Raw genomic sequence first — 15971 nt, forward strand, 5'->3', positions numbered from 1 at the left:
AAGAATTTATGAATGGAGTAGATAGGAGTAAAGCATTGATGCGTTTCTTCTATCTACTTAGTTGCATATTATACAATTTATCTATTAAAACATATATTTACTCTCAATATTTTTTTGAGTAAAATTGGAGGAAATATAATGAACTGTTAAAAAAATATTATATTGATTATCGGCTTTAAATTGAAAATTAATTACCGTTAAATATGTACATTTAATTTCTGAATATCTAAAATTAATATAAGTAGATTAAGTAATCAAGAAAATTCTGTTTATTCAATTTAGTTAATTTTAATTTTTATAAAAATTTTTTATCAAGTTGTTTATATTTTTATAAAATACCATAACTTATTTCTGTGAAAATTATATTGACAAATATATTATATAATATTTATATAAATATGTTTTAAACAATTCTGTTTTACTTTATGAAATTTAGGTATAAATAATATGAAATTATTTAGAAAAATATTTATTTCTAGCAGTGTTTTTATTTCATTCAATGCTTCTTCTTCCAGTCAGGAATTTTTGGAAATCATTGATCGCACAGGAAATCAAGCATTATATTGTAGTCCATATATTATGGTATATGTTAATGGTGCTAATGAAAGTATAGGATATTTAATTCCAAAACACACTACTTTCACGAATGATAAGCTGCTTGTAAAAACAGGCTCTGCAGAGGAAGCACAATTAGGTGCTTTCAAATTTGATTCTGGAAAACCAGAAGATTGTGGGAAGGTTGTTAAATTAAATGACTCATTTCGACTTTATTATTATAAAGATGATATTAAAAATTATATGAAAGCAAGTACCTCATATGAGTTTCCTCTATTTGACAATAAAATTGGTTTATATGAAACAGGGAATGGAAAGTATTTATTTTCTTTTTCCAAGAAAAACTCATATCAATCATATGTTTTAACAAGCTGGAATTCATATTTAAAATGTGAAAATAATTCTTGGTGTTTATTAACAAGTGACATCGATGAGTCTCTCGATGTTCACATTATGCCATACCAACACAAGTCCTATGAAAAAGCTGATTTAGATATTTAACTCTATTTTCTTCAATATATTTGCAATTCGAAAATCGTTGACTAAATTTTTTAGATCAATTCCTTCCTCTAATTTACCAGAAAATATTCCCATTATTGTATTTAAATAATCTGTATTATTTGTAAATAAACCATCTCTTTTTGCAATTTCTTCTTTACTAAATCTGTTTTGAATTTCATTATGAACTACTTTAGTAGGCTAATTTGTATCGCTGTTTTTTTCTGGCAAAGATGTACAAGAAACCATTCCAATCATGAATAAACTAGAAACTATTTTATAATTTTTACTTATTATTTAGGCATCAATCTGATTGTCTTTGGGAACTGACATCGCCTCACTAAAATCCTTTACTTCAAGAAACTCTGTCCAGTGATTAAAATCGTCCCAAACTTTTTCCATAAAGAGCCCTTTCTGATCAGCAGACGAGTTTTAGTCTTGATCCTACAAAGAGAGTCTTATCTTGCCACCTTGAAAACACAAGACAAAGTGACCTTAAGAAAAAGCGCGTCACCCATACAAAACCAAAGACTCGTCTGCTAATGAATCTTAGCAGACGAGTCTGATAAAATAAAATTTCAAGGCTAGCATAAAAACTAACCTTGAAATAAAAAAACCCTGGGTTCATTACCGTAGTTTCCCACGGAAGAGGAATAGCCCAAGGACTCATCTATACTATTGTACAAAAAAGTGGAAAGATCAAAATAGAAGCACCTATCGTTGAGCATAGACGCACTTTAATAAAGAAAATCAATTTTAATGTAACAATTTAATATTATTATTGATATTTTATTTGAGATAAAATCTTTATAGAGGTTTAACGATAATGAAATATCAACTAAGCAAAAATTATACTTGAATTGATATTTTATTTGAGTTAAACCTTTTATAGAGGTTTAACGATAATGAAATATCAAGAGGTCTCAAAAAAAAATAGGAATGTTCAAGACTACCGTTTGATAGCCTACGGAATTAAAAAATCAGAAGGAAAACCATGGGCTATCCTATCATCAGATGAAGTGATGCAAGCCTTGGGGCTTAGTTTTACACAAACCACGAAACTTTTTACAAGACTTCACTCACAAAATAGAATTCAGAAGCTTAAAAAAGGATTGTATATCGTACCAGGCCGATTTCCTCCTCTTGGAAAAATTTGGAAACCATCTCCTTATGAAGTGCTATGGGCTTATATGAATTGGCTTGGAGCTTCATGGCAAATTACAGGACTAGCAGCATTTACCCGCTACTCATTTTCAACTCAAGTCCCACAAATTATTACTGTATGTAATGATAAATTATCTGGGAAAATGGAAATCGGTGGTAATGCATTTATTTTTATAAAACTTCCATCAAAAAAGATTGGAAATATGACCCTATTTCCAATGATAGGTGATATTCATATTCCATTCTCTTCTAAAGCAAGAACGATTTTTGATGCAGTTTATTTTGCTAATATATTTGGAACTCTCCCTTCTGCTTATACTTGGATTGCATTAACTGCAAAGAATAAAGACGTTATGAACGAGCTCATCGAATGTTGTAATTTATATGGAAATAAGCAGACAACTGCCAGAATAGGTTTTTTTCTAGAAAAAATGAATATAGACACTTCTCTAATAAAAATTGAAAAACAAAAAACAACTAATACACTATTTCCATTAATCCCAGGTAGACGAAGTGGGACAATAAATAGTCATTGGGGAGTTATCGAAAATATAACAACAGCTAAAATTCTATCTGAAATGGAGACCCCTGATGAAGATGACATCTGATGATCTTAGAGATGCCATTAGTTATACAGCACAACGAACTGGTTTTTCCTCTGCGCTTATTGAGAAAGATTATTATTGTTCGCTGGTCTTAAAAATTCTTTATGAGCATGATCAATTAAAAAATTTATTAATATTTAAAGGAGGAACTCTTCTATCAAAAGGTTTTTTTAATTTCTTTAGATTGAGCGAAGATCTAGATTTTTCAATAAATAACGCTTACTGCGCAAATCGAAATGAAAGAAAAAAAATAGCTGATATTTTTAAAACAATGATACCTATAGTTTTAAAAGAGCTCGATTTCAAAGTGGTTTCTCCATTTAGAGGTTACAATGAATCCAGTCATTATAACGGGATATTTGGATACGATTCAGTTATTGGGATTCCAGATACAATTAAATTTGATGTCGCATTAAAAGGCGATCTCGTTTATGAACCAATAGAAACTAATCTTAAAACCTTATTAATGAATCCAATCTCAAATACTTCATTTTTCCCAAACATATTTGCGTTGACACTTACTAAAGAAGAAGTTTATGCTGAAAAATTTAGAGCCGCGTTGACTAGAGAACCTTCAGCAATAAGAGATTTTTTTGATATCGAAAAAATTATTGAATCTGGATTTAATATATTTGAAGAATCTTTTATAGCTCTTGTAAAAAAGAAAATATCTTTTGATAATCATGTTAATATTAGCTTAGCTCTTGAAAAAAGAAAAAATCTTGAATCTCAAATTATAACAGATCTTGAGCCAGTTCTTAAATTAAATGAAAATTTTATATTAGAAAAAACCTGGTTATCAATTAAGAATTTTGTTGAATTTTCTAATAAAAACTTTTAAATGGATCACTTCCATCGGTTAAAGACACAATATTTTTTGAAGCTACTTTATTGGTATCGTCAATCCAAATACCTATTTCATTCATAAGTAATTGCGCTTGTTCAACATTGATAGAATCATTGTCAATCAGTTTCCATAAGTTATTTATTGAATCAAAAACTTTCGAGGGATATATAAAATAACAATTGTGATTTAATATTTTTTTAAATAATGGATTACCATTTTTATTACATATCTCATAATTATAGTGAAAAAAACCGCTAACGACCCAACCATATTTTATATGGAAAAATTTAATTTTTTCTTTGTATACACTACCCTGATGGTAAAATTCAAGGTTAAGCTTAGCTTTTGATGTATGGATTAATTCTTCGATTTCCTTTAGCTGATACATTTTCCCAAATTCAAAATTCAATATATTATCATAAATTTCTATCTCTGCTGATTCCTCATATTGATCTAAATATTTATCTTCTCTAATATCTCTAAAACCAGTAAATATAGGCTTACAACATGCTTCTTTATCAACGATAAGCTTATCGTAATATGAAAGTTTTGAGTAAGATATTTCAATCATATCCCACATTTCTAAGACTCCAATTACCTCTTTTACTTCAATTTCAGTCGGAGCTTGTAAGTTTAAACCCTTAAATTTATAAAATAAACTCCATTCTGAATTCTTTAATATTGCAGTTTTTATAAATTTAAAATCAATAAAATCATCTTTGATACTATTTTGCTCAATCTTGTCATTTATTTCACAAAGCATTAACATTATTAACTTTTCACCATCACTGATCTTCATCTTTTCTCCAATAGATGACCTATTTTCATCTTTCATATTCATTTAAATTTCTTTTTGGAAAAGTGTCAACTTAACACAGGAGTAAAATCTTCTCTAATAATTGATAAAACTAAGTAAATAAATTCTGTAATATAAACCATATAAAAAATAAAACTATTTTTTATAAAACTTTGTATAAAGATCTTTCACTAAAATATCCAGATCTTCTTGAAAAATACTTTTATTACTATAGTTCTTGCAATCGAAACATATTATCGGAGCAATATTTTTCATTATATGATGAGTTCTCTCTTTTCGTTCGAGGTATTCATCATTCTCAAAACCCATAACTTCAATTATAAATTTTTTACTATCCATGTCGATGATAAAATCTGGACGGCATCGTTCATTGAAAATTTCAATATCAAATAATGGCTTTGTAATGCTAAAATTCGAGTTTTTATTTTTTATCTTTAACATTTTAAAAGCATAAATTATTTTATTTAATACAATTCTTTCAAAATTGCTTTCGATAGGTATCAATATATCTCTAGAAAGAATTGCTGCAGCAAATGCATCATAAACTTCAAATTGTGATTTTCTTTTACTATTATGTAAAACACTCATTAAAACTAGGTAAGGTCCTGCATCTTCAGATTTTTCAATTACACCATTAATAAATTTTATACTTCCACTTAAATTCAATATATTATCACCAGCTATATTTATAGCCTTTTCTACTTTATCAATTTTATCCGTTGTAAATAAAATATAACCATGTTTTTTATAACTTTCAGGCCACTTAAAATGAAGATTCTTGATATTATCATATACTGTATACAGGTCTTTAAACGATATTTTGTGTTTAAATAAAAAACACTCACTTAACTTTATATTTGGTGCAATATTCTTTTTACTGACTAAATTCTCAATTTCTTTTATATTCTTAGCCTCTAAATTACTTGAGCTCTGAAGAAAATATTCGTCTTTATAGCAATTTAAGCCTGACAGTTCTACTAAAGTGAAAAGCCTTCTTCCGAGTTTTCCAATATCACTCCGCGTATTCTTTGAATCGTTATTAGTAATACTCTTATTTAATGATATTTCATCACTATTTTTATACATACCAAAAAATTCAATATTTTTTCTTTCCCTTATATACTCAAGATTATTTTTTGATATATTTGTATTTTCCCTATAAAAAACACACCTGATATGATGATCGCAAAATGAATGAACTTTGCTAAAATAGATCGTCTCATCTTTTTGACAAATAGTCATAATAACAGGATTTTGTACATCATTATTGCAATCGCATTTAATCCAATTATTTGCATTTTTTATTTGAAGTAAATATTCAATAAGTTCAGGGTCCTGCTTCCTTTGTAATGAATTATTAGAATACATTCTTTTTAGCTTTTTAGAAATCATTTCTGGTATTTGGTATAGATTTTTCACTTCTTTTAAGTCAAAAATATAATTTTTCTTTACAACATACATAAATCACCTTAAATACTCATTTTCTCTAATATAATCAGATGATATCTTCTTTAAAAATTTACCTTTAAAAAGGACCTCGGTCACCCCATTTTCATTTATAATATATTTAGGTTCAAATTTTTTATCGTACAATTTCTCATAGTTTCGTAATATAACATTCCGAATCGTCGATTTCGTTTTTTTATAATGTGAAGCTAAATCGCTCACAGAGTATTCAGTTTCATTTTCAGCTATAAAACTGTCATTTGACATAAAGATAAACCAAGATGCTGTCGGTCTTCCAAAAAATTTAGGGGATTTAATATTATTTGTCATTTTTATTTATATCCAAGTATAATTCGTCATCATTCCATAGCGTATTTTGCTTTGCAGATATTCCAAGCGCTGTCATTCGCCTCTGGTCATGCGTAATGAGATCATGGCAAGGAACACACAGAGTTCTCATTTCATCAAGCCCGCAGCCTCCACCGCCCCATGAAACAGGAGTAATATGGTCAGCGTCCCAAAGAGCAGCTCCATTTCGAGTTATAAACAGCTTAATTCTACGATTAGGATATCCATATTGCTTTAAAAATTTTTTTAAATTTTCTTCGCCGTGCGTTAGCAAGATTTTTAGGGCTTCATTTTTTAATTGTTCACAATCTCGCTTACATATTGCACAAATCCCGTGGTCTCGCTCAAAAACCGCAGCACGCATATAACTCACATCTGATCGTAGCTTATGCTCATGCACACACGCATCAGAACAAAAAGAACGACGCAGTCCAGTAATTTCAGAATGACACCAACGACATTCTGGAAGTTTCTTACCGCGAAAACTTTTTTTCCCTCGAAGAGGTTCTCGCATATTTCTATTTTGCTCTGAGCTTTTGTATTTCATGTTCTATCAAGCCTCGATATTTTTCACTTCCTCTTCTACGTCAGCTTTTTTCTTCTTTAAATTAATTTTTGTCTCAGAAAAATTTTTCGGATTTGAATTTTTCCAATCAAGAAATGCTTTTTCATTTGCGAGACGTTCCGTTATGAGTGCATCTATTATTGCGTCAACTGACACATCGTTTTGACGATCTGTTTCACTTCTAAAATGCATATACTCATTCAAAATTTTTTCGGCTTCACCTGTGATCTGAGCTTGTAACTTAACTAATTTAAACGACCTTAGATTGAGCGTCGTCGTCATAGATGAAGAAGCACCTGCAAGTTTACGAGCCATTTTTTCTCCCTAAAATTATATTGTTCACACTCTAACATACACACTACACTTCAAAAAAACTTTACTCTGATTCTTAAGATAAACTATAAAACATACATGTCACAAAGTAAAACCTTTACTAAAACTAACTTTAAAACAACTATATCATAAAGTTTCAAAACTCATGAATACAATTCTTGATATTCTTCTTGATTCATGCCTTGATATTTTGCAATCTCCGATTCGTCGTCATCATCTTCTATATTTTTATTGTTAACAAAATCTAGAAAATCATCCTCTCCAATTTTAACAGTGATAATGTCAATCACTACTTCAGCACCAAAATAAAACTCTATATATCCATTTTTCCAAAGCTCTTGCTTTAAACATTCAATCGCTTCTTCTCTGAAATCCCATCTTTCACTTATGCAACAATCCAAAATTTCAATTACAGCACTTTCTGAATCTGCAAATAAAAATTTATCTTCAATTTTAAAGCGCCACATAAAATTTTTTACACCTTCAATGATTTCTTTAAATCGTGAGTCTGGTATTTCATTGATAACTAAACTAAACGCCCAGCAATTGCTCATGATATAATCCTCCGAATTTGACTGACCTTCTAAACTTCTAAAATTTACTTTACAATATATATATCATAAAGTAAAGAGCTAATCTTAAATCTTTTTTTAGCATGCATATTTCCTAACTTCTAATTTCTCAATATTTATTTTCAACTCATAATCTATTATTGTTTCAATGATCGCATCTCTAATTTGATTGATTCGAAGTGCAGGATCATTTTTGAGTATGATGTAATTATATTCATACTCATTATCATTCTCTCTTTTAAACTCACTATCTAAAAAATTTGGCCGCAGCTCCAAAAAATTTTTAACTTTGTTAAAATCAAAACGCAAACCTTTTAAATCACTCTTATAATCAAACTCAGAGCTAATTAAAAATATTTTTTCACTTATTACGTTCAAATTAAAAATTTCAGACTCCGTCAGTAAATGCTTTACTTGATTAAATGTTAACGTTTCATAGTGATACAGTATTTTTTTATAGTTGCCTTGAGTGTTGAAATCTTGAGACATCAGCACACGTTCAAAAATTGATAAATTGGAATCTCTATCGCTATGCATTCAAAATCTCCTTTTTTAAAATTTCTTTTATAGACCGCTTATATCATATGCTCTGGCTAAATCGTCCTCTGAAGTTATAAATCTCTGATATTCTGAGACGTAGTTTTTCACATTTTTGATTTTTCCATTTTGAAATTCTCTATATTCCATTTCTCCGTATTCCACCGTGCCTACACCTTCAACTTGCTCAGCCCCAAAGTGAAAATTTAAAAAACCGTTTTCCCATATTCTTTTTTTCAATTCACTTAATGCACTCCGATCAAATGTGAAGTCTGAAAAAATTTCTTGATTAGCAATTTCAATCTGCCCAAAGTCACGATCAGGTGACATATAAAATTTTGCTTCTGGCAATAAAATTTCAGAAACAATTTTACTTATTTCTGGGAATCGATTTTTAGGAATATGAAACGCATAAAAACTAAACTTCCAAACTGCACCCATTTCTAAACCCTCCAAAAGAAAAAAAAAGAAAGTCAGACTACGCCAGCCAAGGGCTGGCTTCGTTACCACACACTACGCAACTGCGTTGCGGCAAATATATGTTTTTATTGGTTTTTTAGGAATTCTAACTTTTACAATTTTCAATTTTTGACACATAATTGTAATACGTTTTTAATACATTAAAAAAATATATCCTTTAAAAATATGATTAAAATATTTGATTTGCGTATTTAAATTATATTACAATTGTAATATTAGATGTTTCACGTAATACGAAATAAATTTTACCTTTCATAATATTGTTTAATTTAAATTTTTCCGTACTACATTGTTACCTCTAATAATATTTATTTATATTTTTCGGGGGTTTTTATGGAAGAAAAAGAAACGACGATTTCGATACGTTTAAACGCAAATGAACGGGACATAATTACAGCTAAAGCATCAAAATTTAGAATGAAGCCCTCTTCTTTTGTCAGAGAATTTGTCATTGAAACAGATCGTTTTGTCACAAATGAAATGAAAATTGAGAATCAAAAGTTACGTGATGAAATCGTTTTTCTCTCAAAAAAAGTAGATAAACTTTCTGAACATTTATCCTCTCTTGCAAGCTATATTGTAAAATCCTCGGTCACAACCTCTATCTATGTTGAAATGGCGAGTACAGAAGAGAAAAAAAGTGCTTATAAAAAAATACTCGACCTTGAAATTGAAGATGCAAAAGCAAAAAAAATAATTAAATAAGGAGCTATCTATGTTGGGTGAAAGCAAAGCCAATCAGATCAACTATGGTACCGTTGTAACAAAATCTAACTTTTTTTTACGCGTTAAAAAAACGATAGAAATAATTTTTCTATCCTTTATGATTACCCTTATTCCATATTTTTTTATTGTAAAATATTCATATAAAGGAGGAACATCTGAATATTTTGGTACAATCTTACATACAGTTGGCTCAAAAATTTTTACGCTCATTACAAATTTAATTCATCCATTTATCAGTTCATTGAACATACCTGTAACAACTTCGCAAGCAAGTGAGGTTGAAAGCATCTATGACAAGATACTTTATGAGCACAACGAATATTTTATTATGACTGTCAGTGCGTACATTTTTGTCTCTACCGTTCTCTCATATTACATGCTTATTTGGATGAAAAAAAAAGGAGAGCAATTGAATGATGGTCAAAGAGTGCGAAGCGATGAAGTCGCTATTACGGATGAAAAAGGACTCATTAAACTTATAAAATCACGTGTGAAGAATAAAAAAAACAACACAGAATTCTCAAAATATGATCTATTTTTCTCTAAAAATCTCAGAATACCATTTATGGATTGGTTCACTCATTTTGCCGTTTGTGGCTCCTCTCGTACGGGGAAATCAAATTTTATCAAGTCAATGCTCACCCAAGCACGCGCCGCAAAAATGAAGGGATGCATTGTGGATGTTGATGGAGATTATTTAGAAATTTTCTATAAACCAGGTGATATAATTTTAAGTTTATATGATGTGAGGAGCATGGCTTGGGATTTCTGGCATGAACCTTCCGTGCCAGCATCGTTCTTTTCAGATGCATTACTATCCCCTGAAAAAGATTCCACAGAGTTTTTTGATACAGCTGGAGGGAAACTATTAGCATCGTTAATTCGACTTTCAAACTCTCATGAGGAATTCTGGAAGATTCTTTGCCTCGACGAAGAAAGCCTTTTAAAACTTTTAGATGACAATAAAGACCCTATTGTTAAAAAATATATTGGTCGCGCAGGATCAGATCAAGGGATAGGAGCAGTGGCTTCGTCAATTAAAAATCTCGATTTTGTGAAATTTTTAAATCACCATCCAAGAACAATTGCAGCAAGTGAAAACAAAGAAATGGAATGGTTTTCATTCTACGAATGGGTGAAAAGAAACGATGACTCCTTTGTTTTTATCATCGCTAAAGACAACGAGTGGGAGGAGTCAAAACCTTTAATTAAGGTTCAAGTTGAAACTTTTGTTTCTGCTATGTTTGAAAGAGGAGAGTCTAGAGACAATATTCCTGTTGTTCTTGTCATGGATGAACTTCATAAAATTGGAAAACTCCAGGTTATGGAACAGCTTCTCAGTCGTGGTTCAAAATTTTATCTAACAGCATTTGCTGGGTACCAAAACAACGCTCAAGTAGAGTCTATTTTTGGCCAAAGCCAAGCTAAATCCATTTTTACAGGGCTCCAAAACCTGGTCGCATTTAAATGCACAGATGCGGAACTTGCTAATCAAATCTCTGAACGACTGGGGAAAATTGAAGTTGAGATCACTGAAGGCAGCATGAGTTCACAAAATAGCGGCAGCAATGTTTCCATCAGAAGTAAAGAAAAGTGTAACGTTAGCACGAACCAGACTATGAGTCTTGAGAAAAATTGTGCCTGGGTTAAGCTTGCGTATTACCCCCCATGCTATTTAAGTTTTGACTATGTAAACTACGAAAAAGCAAAAAATGAAGATGGAACAATAGTTCAAAAAACGATTTCAGTTCGTTCAAAAAAGAGTTGGATAGAAGAAGTAAAGCCGCTTGAGTATTACTTCGGTAAAAACGAACTAAAAAAATTAATTGAAAGTTATGCGAATTATACGCGCTATTCAGACCTTGAAAAAGTCGCAACAATTACTGAAATCCTCCGAGAAATTGCATTTAAAGTGAAGCGCAATGAGTACAGTATTGGCGACGTACGCTATAGTTTTGAAGTCGATGATGAAAATATCACGATTTTAAAAGAAGAAAACGACGAGATCATTTTTAGTAAAGTAATTAAACGCTCTAAGAAAAAAGAGAAGAAGGATAACTCTGTGGAAATTCGCGAAGGTATTCCAGATATCGGCACCACAGATCAGTATTACCCTCAGAATGAAGTGACAATCAATTTACCTGATGATGAATATATTTAGATCAATCCTAAACTACTTTACAGAAGTTAACTAAATATCTGACCACACCTACTTAAAGACATAACGTACTAACGTCTATTAAACGTTTATACGTAAGACCTTAAAGACATCACAGCTACAAAATATCAAATATTTGTTTTTATTGATTTATATTTTCATCCGCTTTAAAAGAAGCCAAAATATAGACGTTAGCACTTAAAGCCTAAAATACGTATAGCCGTCTATTGACAGAATTTTCATATAAATTTACTATTTTATAGCCGTTATGTATTATCGGCTTTTCGGCTTGTATACGTTTATTCACAAAGGAGTTTACTATGAAGTCTATTTCAATTGATTCGGGTTCCTCATATCTTAAGCTTTATACAATTCTAGATGGCAAGGAAATTGAATTTTCTGAAGCCTCCCTTATTGAAGAAGTACCAGAGCATTCACAACTTAAAAGTAAGATAAATGTAGATGGAAAATGGTACGTAGCTGGTCGCATAGCTGAATTACAGAAAACAAATTTCCAAGAAAATCCTGAACTCGGAGAATTCCACGGTAGTTTAAAGCAATCCATACAATGGATGCATGCCTTTGAAAGCAAAGGTCTCACTGGTGATTACGAAACTTTGATACTCTCGTTGCCTTACGATGAATTTGCTAAATCAGACCTTAGAAAGTCTCTAAAATCAAAAACAAGGTATGAATGGTTAAATGCAAAAAATGAGCATAGATCTATCACTTTTAAATCAATCGAAATTGTCCCCCAAGGAGTCGGTGCCCTTGAATTATATAAAAAAGAAAGAGGTAATGACTTACCAGAGTCATTAACTCTCGTGGACATTGGAAGCTGTACAACCGACGTTGTTTCTGTCATCTGGGATGATGTTGATGAAGCATATATCTATAAAGAAAAAGGATGCACTTCAATTAAAGACATTTCAACCTCTGTCTTTATCAGAAAACTCAGCGATAAAATCAATGAAAAAAGATCTCTGAAAATCCGTATTGGATACCATGAACTTGCAAAAGCTATTAATAAACAACGTTTCGAACTGCAAATTGGCAGTGAAAAAATTGAGTTCAAAGAGCATTACGAAAACCTTCGTAAAGAATTTACAGAATCCCTTGCTGAGAAATTAAAAAATTTATTAGGCGATGCTTGGCGCTCTACACAAAATACAATCCTTACTGGTGGAGGAGAAAACTTCATACTTCCGTGGGATTGCGAAAGAAGAACTGCTAGGATGGACATATTTGCGAATGTCAAAGGCCAATTTATGATGGTATAGGATTGGAACAAATATGAAAATTGATTTAAGATTTACACTCGACACTGAAAATGAAGAACAAAGAAAAGCACTGAGTTTTTATAACTCTTTGCGCCGCAAAAACAGAGTAGATGTCTTTGTTGAATTAACTCGAAAATTTTGGGATAAAGAGATTATTGATGGCGGAGAAAGTATCCTCGTAAATCAAGATAAAGAATTGAATAATATTCCAAAATCTCCCACACAAAAACTACCTGCTTCTAATAATGGTAATTTAAAAGAAGCTAATACGACTAAAAAGAAGAATCCACTCTTCGGATAAAGAAGCTGGATCTTCTTTTTAAAAATTCAATCTTTTTCTAATATATATTATTGACATTCTCTTAATTATCTCATTAGGAAAATTTAGAGAAAAATGACTCGCACTGACATTAAACTCTCTATTTTTACGTAAATATGATTCCATATCGCTCATTATAGCTTTTTTTAAAGTGATGATTGAATTCTTTGAGGAAAATAAATATCCGATATAGATTGATAAATATTCAAATATTTTAACTATAATAAAACAAATGATGTAATACATAAATACAAAAGATATCCCTAAAACAAAAAAAACAATACAAGCTATAGCAAACTGATTATCTCCTACTTGAAAGTTAGAATCTATAAAACTAGCAAAAAACAAAATTTTTGGTAGAATATACGCTATATAAAAACAAAAAATTAGACTTAAAATAAGAGCCATATTATTATTTGATAAAAAGATTCTTCTAAATATAAAAAGATCCTTCTCTCTCTTAACAATATCATACCTTTTTAAAGTGTAGTTCTGATTGGATTGCATTCCTATTATTGAATAGATCTTATTTTTCATTGAATTAGCAAACAAAATCGATAATATAAAAAGTATTGCGATAATTAAAAATATTGAAGTATTCATTGCATTATATGTCATTATTAAATATATTATTAATCCCAGTAAAATACCAGGGAATAGCATATATTTAAATATTTCAAAAATAAAAAAACAATACTCTTTAATGTTAATTTTTTTATTTAGTCTAAGAAGCTCCTTTGATATAAAGTCAAAAGATTCTACTTCATTTATTTCATCACTTTTATTAAGATTAAATACATAAGAATAATCTATCTCAAATAGAGAAGAGAAATTCAAATACCCAATAGAATATGTGTATTTTTCGTTTAAAAAGTCCATATTTATATGATATAAATCTTTATTATAAACATATTTATCATTTATTTCTGGGATAGAATGGGCAATAATTGGAATATAGTCATAACCATTTCTTATTGAATATATCAATTTTTCTAATTGATCAAATTTAAAAGTACTCTTCAGAATGTTAATCGTAATTAAAAATGGGGAATCATCGCTAAAAATTTTGTCATTTTTATAATTAATTCTTCTTAAAAAACTTGATTTATTTGCACCCCACAATACATCAATGACGTCATCAATTTTAAGATATTCTATCTTATTATGACTACAAGGAAGTTCTAGTTTATAAGGCAATTTTTGGGACTTAAATTTTGGATAATAAAACCAAGAACTATTATGTTTGCCATATCTATTCTCAATGAAACCCTCTTTTGCAAACCAAGCTTCTAAAGCCTGAGTATTTATATGCTTTCGAGCATTTAAATGTGTAGTGATTCCCACATTAAGCAAATCAGCAACTTCTAAAATCTTTTTTAATGCTGACTTCGCATTCCCTTTTAATAGAAAAATTGATTCTATAGATAGCAAGTAAACAGAAGACTTCATTCTATCAGAACTTGGATCAAAAATATTTCGCTCAAAAACAAATACAACACTATCTATTGTATATACATGTTTTTCTCCTTTTTCTATAGTCTTATGCTCTTCAGATAGAGCTAAGATTGATTCAAAGAAAAGCGAAACTCGCAAATGTGAACAAAGCTCATGTTGAGTTATTGATTTATGTTTTTTTGCCAACATCATATTTTTCCTTCATAAACATTTATTGACCTATAAATTTAGATATTAACTCATCTTTAATCCTAATGAACTTTTATCTTCCTGAGTCAATCCCAATTGATTTGAAATAGACTGTAATTCTTTATCAAGTCCAAAATCAAGAACTTTTAAAGAAATTTCAGAGTTGTCTTGAGATTTTTCAGATTCCTGAGCCAATAATAAATTATAATTTTTGTTCAATATTGCATCAATTTCACTGTTGTTTGCATTACTGAAATTCAGAATTGCTGTAACTAAATCTGCATCCTCAGAATATTTACGTTTATATATTGACCTTGAATCTTCCTCGATTAGTCTTTTAAAATCATTTTTAAACGTCGCATTTTTCCCAGTATATACCTTACATTTTTCTTCAATTTTTTCATTCAGATTTATGTAATTTTTCTTTAGATGAGAAAACTCTTCTATTATAATCTGCCTGTATTGCTCCTTTTTATCTAAGGATTTTTCAAAATCTACTTTTATATTATTAAGATCTTTTAAAGTTTTTTCAATAATATCAAAGTAAAAATCTCTACTCTTTAAAAATAGTTCAGATTTTAAATCATTATTGTACGAATCTATATCACTAAAGCATTTAAAATCTTTTTGTTTCAAAAGATTTTCTTCAATATTTTTATAGAGAATACTTTCTTTCTTTGTCATTTTCCAGAGAGGATGTCATTTCGTAAGGAGTGAAATTAGATAGTTACCCAAAGAGGATGTCAAAAGTTTTTTCCATAGATCCTGTCCTAATATGCTAAAATTTCCATACTCCCTGTCACAAGATTACAACTATGGAAAATCAGGACATTACCGAAGAAAATGAAAGTTCTGGGACATCTTCTTTGGAAATTGAGCCAGTAAGATTGTCAGAACCAGCTTGGGAAGAAGCCCGCCGCAGAGCAGAAGTCATTCAATCCCTTTTAAAGATAGCAAAAATTTCTGAAAAAAAAAGACAAACAGCAGCAAATGAACTTGGCATTTCGAAACGCACATTATCAAGATTAATTGAACGCTATAAAGTATCAGGAAAGCTTTTAAGCTCTCTTGCGCCTC

The 15971-nt window shown here is 30.0% G+C and carries 17 protein-coding genes and 1 pseudogene; 8 read left to right on the plus strand and 10 right to left on the minus strand.

Annotated elements, in window-relative coordinates:
* Window positions 1–447: 447 nt before the first annotated feature.
* The 3 genes from H7355_RS15750 to H7355_RS15760 all read left to right on the plus strand — a co-directional run bounded on the left by H7355_RS15750 (window position 448) and on the right by H7355_RS15760 (window position 3663).
* A complete protein-coding gene (locus H7355_RS15750; RefSeq protein ID WP_186650400.1) occupies window positions 448–1056 on the plus strand; it encodes a hypothetical protein in 609 nt (202 codons plus the stop codon).
* A 902-nt stretch (window positions 1057–1958) separates the two neighbouring features.
* Window positions 1959–2825: a type IV toxin-antitoxin system AbiEi family antitoxin domain-containing protein gene (locus tag H7355_RS15755; RefSeq protein WP_186650402.1), complete on the plus strand. Its 867-nt coding sequence runs from the start codon at window positions 1959–1961 to the stop codon at window positions 2823–2825.
* Complete coding sequence (locus H7355_RS15760) at window positions 2809–3663, plus strand: nucleotidyl transferase AbiEii/AbiGii toxin family protein (RefSeq protein ID WP_186650405.1); 855 nt, start codon at window positions 2809–2811, stop codon at window positions 3661–3663. The genes H7355_RS15755 and H7355_RS15760 overlap by 17 nt, the downstream gene beginning before the upstream one ends.
* On the opposite strand, the gene H7355_RS15765 is transcribed toward H7355_RS15760, so the two are convergent.
* The 8 genes from H7355_RS15765 to H7355_RS15800 all read right to left on the minus strand — a co-directional run bounded on the left by H7355_RS15765 (window position 3647) and on the right by H7355_RS15800 (window position 8728).
* The gene (locus tag H7355_RS15765; RefSeq protein ID WP_186650408.1) at window positions 3647–4510 is read right to left on the minus strand and encodes a YfbU family protein; all 864 of its coding nucleotides are present in this window, start codon (window positions 4508–4510) and stop codon (window positions 3647–3649) included. The two genes, H7355_RS15760 and H7355_RS15765, sit on opposite strands and share 17 nt — an antisense overlap.
* A 111-nt stretch (window positions 4511–4621) precedes the next feature.
* The gene (locus tag H7355_RS15770; protein WP_186650411.1) at window positions 4622–5947 is read right to left on the minus strand and encodes a hypothetical protein; all 1326 of its coding nucleotides are present in this window, start codon (window positions 5945–5947) and stop codon (window positions 4622–4624) included.
* Between the two features lie 3 nt (window positions 5948–5950).
* A complete protein-coding gene (locus H7355_RS15775) occupies window positions 5951–6262 on the minus strand; it encodes a hypothetical protein (protein ID WP_186650414.1) in 312 nt (103 codons plus the stop codon).
* Window positions 6252–6827: an HNH endonuclease gene (locus H7355_RS15780; RefSeq protein WP_186650417.1), complete on the minus strand. Its 576-nt coding sequence runs from the start codon at window positions 6825–6827 to the stop codon at window positions 6252–6254. The genes H7355_RS15775 and H7355_RS15780 overlap by 11 nt, the downstream gene beginning before the upstream one ends.
* Window positions 6828–6833: 6 nt before the next feature.
* Window positions 6834–7160, minus strand: a complete 327-nt coding sequence (locus tag H7355_RS15785; RefSeq protein ID WP_130613105.1) for a hypothetical protein — start codon at window positions 7158–7160, stop codon at window positions 6834–6836.
* 161 nt (window positions 7161–7321) lie between these two features.
* The gene (locus tag H7355_RS15790) at window positions 7322–7732 is read right to left on the minus strand and encodes a hypothetical protein (RefSeq protein ID WP_186650420.1); all 411 of its coding nucleotides are present in this window, start codon (window positions 7730–7732) and stop codon (window positions 7322–7324) included.
* A gap of 96 nt (window positions 7733–7828) precedes the next feature.
* Entirely contained in the window at window positions 7829–8287 is a 459-nt protein-coding gene (locus H7355_RS15795) for a hypothetical protein (protein ID WP_186650423.1), read from the minus strand.
* A 27-nt stretch (window positions 8288–8314) separates the two neighbouring features.
* On the minus strand, window positions 8315–8728 hold the full coding sequence (locus H7355_RS15800) for a hypothetical protein (protein WP_186650426.1): 414 nt from the start codon (window positions 8726–8728) through the stop codon (window positions 8315–8317).
* Window positions 8729–9100: 372 nt separating this feature from the next.
* Here H7355_RS15800 and H7355_RS15805 point away from each other — a divergent pair, with 372 nt between their 5' ends.
* The 4 genes from H7355_RS15805 to H7355_RS15820 all read left to right on the plus strand — a co-directional run bounded on the left by H7355_RS15805 (window position 9101) and on the right by H7355_RS15820 (window position 13232).
* A complete protein-coding gene (locus H7355_RS15805; protein ID WP_130613093.1) occupies window positions 9101–9472 on the plus strand; it encodes a hypothetical protein in 372 nt (123 codons plus the stop codon).
* Between the two features lie 10 nt (window positions 9473–9482).
* Complete coding sequence (locus H7355_RS15810) at window positions 9483–11654, plus strand: type IV secretion system DNA-binding domain-containing protein (protein WP_186650439.1); 2172 nt, start codon at window positions 9483–9485, stop codon at window positions 11652–11654.
* A 317-nt stretch (window positions 11655–11971) separates the two neighbouring features.
* The gene (locus H7355_RS15815; protein WP_172604003.1) at window positions 11972–12931 is read left to right on the plus strand and encodes a ParM/StbA family protein; all 960 of its coding nucleotides are present in this window, start codon (window positions 11972–11974) and stop codon (window positions 12929–12931) included.
* A gap of 13 nt (window positions 12932–12944) precedes the next feature.
* Entirely contained in the window at window positions 12945–13232 is a 288-nt protein-coding gene (locus H7355_RS15820; RefSeq protein WP_186650442.1) for a hypothetical protein, read from the plus strand.
* Window positions 13233–13250: 18 nt separating this feature from the next.
* On the opposite strand, the gene H7355_RS15825 is transcribed toward H7355_RS15820, so the two are convergent.
* Both H7355_RS15825 and H7355_RS15830 read right to left on the minus strand, forming a co-directional pair.
* Window positions 13251–14897, minus strand: coding sequence for a hypothetical protein (locus H7355_RS15825; RefSeq protein ID WP_222435742.1), 1647 nt, complete (start codon window positions 14895–14897; stop codon window positions 13251–13253).
* Window positions 14898–14939: 42 nt separating this feature from the next.
* A complete protein-coding gene (locus tag H7355_RS15830) occupies window positions 14940–15578 on the minus strand; it encodes a hypothetical protein (protein ID WP_186650449.1) in 639 nt (212 codons plus the stop codon).
* A 131-nt stretch (window positions 15579–15709) separates the two neighbouring features.
* On the opposite strand from H7355_RS15830, the pseudogene H7355_RS15835 reads away from it, so the two are divergent.
* Window positions 15710–15971 (plus strand): annotated as a pseudogene (locus H7355_RS15835) (helix-turn-helix domain-containing protein); the annotation flags it as partial.

Source organism: Fluviispira vulneris (assembly GCF_014281055.1).
Taxonomy (GTDB): Bacteria; Bdellovibrionota_B; Oligoflexia; order Silvanigrellales; family Silvanigrellaceae; genus Silvanigrella; species Silvanigrella vulneris.